The 3,455-nt window shown below is 45.6% G+C and carries 6 protein-coding genes; all 6 read right to left on the reverse strand.

Going from position 1 to position 3,455, the window contains the following annotated elements; translation table 11 throughout:
- Positions 1-95: 95 nt before the first annotated feature.
- The 6 genes from EWV84_RS20385 to EWV84_RS20410 all read right to left on the reverse strand — a co-directional run bounded on the left by EWV84_RS20385 (position 96) and on the right by EWV84_RS20410 (position 3,249).
- Positions 96-293 carry a restriction endonuclease subunit S domain-containing protein gene (locus tag EWV84_RS20385; RefSeq protein WP_287079702.1) on the reverse strand — a complete coding sequence of 66 codons (198 nt, stop codon included), beginning with the start codon at positions 291-293 and terminating at the stop codon, positions 96-98.
- A gap of 159 nt (positions 294-452) precedes the next feature.
- Positions 453-755 carry a nucleotidyltransferase family protein gene (locus EWV84_RS20390; RefSeq protein ID WP_287079703.1) on the reverse strand — a complete coding sequence of 101 codons (303 nt, stop codon included), beginning with the start codon at positions 753-755 and terminating at the stop codon, positions 453-455.
- A complete protein-coding gene (locus tag EWV84_RS20395) occupies positions 752-1,075 on the reverse strand; it encodes a nucleotidyltransferase domain-containing protein (RefSeq protein WP_287079704.1) in 324 nt (107 codons plus the stop codon). The genes EWV84_RS20390 and EWV84_RS20395 overlap by 4 nt, the downstream gene beginning before the upstream one ends.
- Positions 1,072-1,449, reverse strand: coding sequence for a helix-turn-helix domain-containing protein (locus EWV84_RS20400; protein WP_287079705.1), 378 nt, complete (start codon positions 1,447-1,449; stop codon positions 1,072-1,074). The genes EWV84_RS20395 and EWV84_RS20400 overlap by 4 nt, the downstream gene beginning before the upstream one ends.
- 8 nt (positions 1,450-1,457) lie before the next feature.
- Positions 1,458-1,751: a type II toxin-antitoxin system HigB family toxin gene (locus EWV84_RS20405; protein WP_287079707.1), complete on the reverse strand. Its 294-nt coding sequence runs from the start codon at positions 1,749-1,751 to the stop codon at positions 1,458-1,460.
- A gap of 13 nt (positions 1,752-1,764) precedes the next feature.
- Positions 1,765-3,249 carry a type I restriction-modification system subunit M gene (locus tag EWV84_RS20410; protein ID WP_287079708.1) on the reverse strand — a complete coding sequence of 495 codons (1,485 nt, stop codon included), beginning with the start codon at positions 3,247-3,249 and terminating at the stop codon, positions 1,765-1,767.
- Between the last annotated feature and the right edge of the window lie 206 nt (positions 3,250-3,455).

Here is a 3,455-nt window from a genome sequence, read left to right on the forward strand (position 1 = left end):
ACCTCGATGACCATTTTTATTGATGTGATGGCTTTGACATTCTGGGCATTTCATTGTTCTTTCTGCTTATTTTATTTTTCATTTATTTTACCTCATCATCTCTTAATCTGACAACGCCTCAAAATGCGCTTTTTAGTGTGTGTGATGTATTTTGAACTATCCGAAGCATCACCAATCATTACCCAGTTTACACCGTCAGGTTCTTCTGTCAGAAAATTCTGAATCGGTCTTGGCGAACCACCACGAGCAATTTCAAAAATATCGCCTAGTGCGACAGATGGCCAATCCTTCATCCCAACATCTCCTTTAACGCTTGTAAAACCTGATCAATCTTATTTTCAAACATAAATCAAACATCCTTTCGGTGGACTAAAACGGTGGGTTACGACGGATTGTTAGATTGACTTTAACGCCTAGATTGTTGCCGTCTAACCCACCCTACCGGCATATTTTTAAAGGACATATTCCACCTCATCGAGAATTCGTTGTCCAAAAAAAGGACTCAATGACTCAGGTGTAACCAGATCCACACTCCGACCAAACAAGTCCTCCAAAAAGAAACATAAATCCATAAAATTATTAAACGTCTTCATCCCGGGCTGAAACACCACCAAAATATCTACATCGCTCTTCTCTGTCGTCTGCTCTGTCCGAAAAGATCCGAACAAACCACAGCGACTAACTCCCAATCGCCGTAATTCCCCTTGATTTTGCTCTAGCAGACTAATTACCTGTTGCTTTGTTGTCACTGTCATAGCGTAACCCCTTCGCGCCGTATGTTGTCAAGGAATGGGTTATCTCCGCTCTGGAACTTTGCCGCAGAGATAAAATGACGGGAAACAACCACATTATAATCAAGGCAAAGCCTAGCGATAAATTCACTCGTGCAGTCAATTTCCTGATAGGGATCCACCACACCGGAAAGAATGACTAAAAGATCGATATCAGAATCTTCCCGTCCATCTTCCCGTGCTTGGGAACCGTAAAGGACGATTTTCGGTAATTGGTTTTGATAGAGCAGATGGAAATAATCTTTTATCTCCCGCAGAATAACCTCTAGCTGTAGATTTTTCATAACACCCCCTCCAGTGCGTAGGACTGAATCAGCACCTCTGCCGAAATATTGCAGATTTGATGCAGTTGCCGAATCATCTCCAGCGATAGGGGCTGTTGGCGGTTTAATACTTGATTTACCTGTTCCTGATCGCCGAGAATAGGTATCAGAACCTGAGCGTCTAATCCTCGGCTCTCTAGATAAAACCGAATCGCTTCGATAGGATCCGGTAGAGCGATGGGAAAATGTTCCTGTTCATAGGCATCAACCAGTGTAGCCAGCAAATCTAAGCGCGCTGCTTCTGGTGTCCCCGGAGGTACTTCCAGAAGCGACTCAATCTCCAGTAAAGCCGCCTCATACTCGGATTCGGTTTTGAGAGGATGTAGGTCTAACATAGTGAGTTTTAAATCCTGTTTGCGTCTATCTTGTCGTACTGTCGATGGGTGCCAATGAATCGAATGAACAGAATACCAATATCGTAACGAACATGGACAATTAAACGATAATCATTGCCTTTGATGTTAAAAACCACCCGGTTATCACTGACGATACTAGCGTTTCGATACGTTCGCTTAATATCGTTAGGATTCTGCCATTGAGCCTTTTTCGCTTCGGCCAGCCAAGCTTTGAGCGGTTGCTCCGCATCGGGATGAATCTCCCAAAACTCTTGGAGGGTGCGGCGGGAAATAATTCTCATCGGTATTCTGCCATCATCCTAACATCTCCTCTAATGCGTCCAAATCCTGACGAATATCAGCCTCTAAAGCCCTTAACTTCTGTAAAATCACCTTTGGAGGCTCATAGCTCACTTCCTCGTACTCTATCTCTTTATAGCGGTTAATTGATAGATCATAAGCATTGGCTTGAATCTCCTCGCGAGGCACAAAAAACGCCTTCGCTTTGCGGTTGGTGTCCTGAGCGGAGTCGCGATTATGCCAACAGCGCAGCAAATCCGGGATATCATTATCGGCAATCGGTTGGCGTTTATCATCGAGAGAGAAACCATCCGCCACCATGTCATAAAACCAAACGAAGTCAGTCCCCTTTTCCCTTACCCCCAGCTTCGTAAAGATGAGAATCGCGGTAGATACCCCCGCGTAAGGCTTAAAAACCCCCGACGGCATCGATATCACCCCCTCTAGCTTATGTTCCTCTACCAAGATGGTGCGGATGTCCCTGTGGGCCTTCGACGAGCCAAATAGCACCCCATCCGGCACAATTACCGCGCCTTTTCCCCCCGTCTTCAGCAACCGCAAAAACAGGGCCATGAATAATAACTCGGTTTTAGTGGTGTCGATGATTTTCGATAAATCCTTGGCAATAGTAGATTTCTCCACCGAACCCTTAAACGGTGGATTAGCCAGAATCAAGGTAAAACTATCCTCTACTCCGGCGTGATCCTCCGATAGGGAATCCCGGGCCTCGATAATCGGCTGCTCGATACCGTGTAACATCAGGTTCATGCTGCCGATGCGTAACATCGTCGCATCAAAATCAAAACCGTGGAACATTTGGTTATTGAAATGCTCTAGGTTGCCGCGTTCATGAAGTAATCGTCCCCCCTCGCTGTCCTTTAACTCCCGCACATACTCGGCAGCCGCCACTAAAAAGCCTCCTGTGCCACAGGCCGGATCACAGATAACCTCCCTCGGTCCGGGTGCTAATAACTCCACCATCATTTTGATAATATGGCGCGGCGTGCGAAACTGTCCGTTAGTCCCGGCTGTACTCAGTTTTGAGAGCATATACTCGTAAAGGTCGCCCTTGGTGTCGCGATCCTCCATCGGGATTTTTTCGATTTGCTCGATTACCGTGGCCAGCAGCGCCGGGGAGGCGATGAGAAACACCGCGTCTCTCATGTGTTTGGCGTAGGTGCTACCCTTGGAGAATTGCCCCAGATCTTTGATAAAGGGAAACGCTTCATCCCGGACAATCTGGAGCATCGTCTCCCCATCATCGAGATTTTTGAAGTGCGACCAACGGATATGCTGTTGGCTGGGGGTAAAGGTGGGATTTTCCAGTTTTTCGCCTAATCTTTGGGCTTTGCGCTCTTTAGCCAGTTCTAGGTCATCTAGGCGCTTGATAAAGAGTAAATAGGAAATCTGCTCGATTACCGAAAGCGGGTTACTAATGCCGTTATTCCAGAAGGTTGTCCAAAGTTTATCTATTTTGGATTTTAATTCGCCGGTGATCATCGCTGTTTATTTGTTCACTGCTTTTAATATTGCAGTAATATTGTACTAAAAATCGATGTTTCAGGGTGAAAAATGCTATTAGGTACTTAAGTAGGGTCTGCTGAATAAATCTAAAAACCTTGTTGGGTAAGACTTTTAGACTTTTTGTCAATCAAAAAGTACCAGGCATGGGAGTGATCAGGGGGAAAATTCAGGTACTTTTTCCC

The sequence above is a fragment of the Microcystis sp. M_QC_C_20170808_M3Col genome, from assembly GCF_007095505.1.
Classification (GTDB): domain Bacteria; phylum Cyanobacteriota; class Cyanobacteriia; order Cyanobacteriales; family Microcystaceae; genus Microcystis.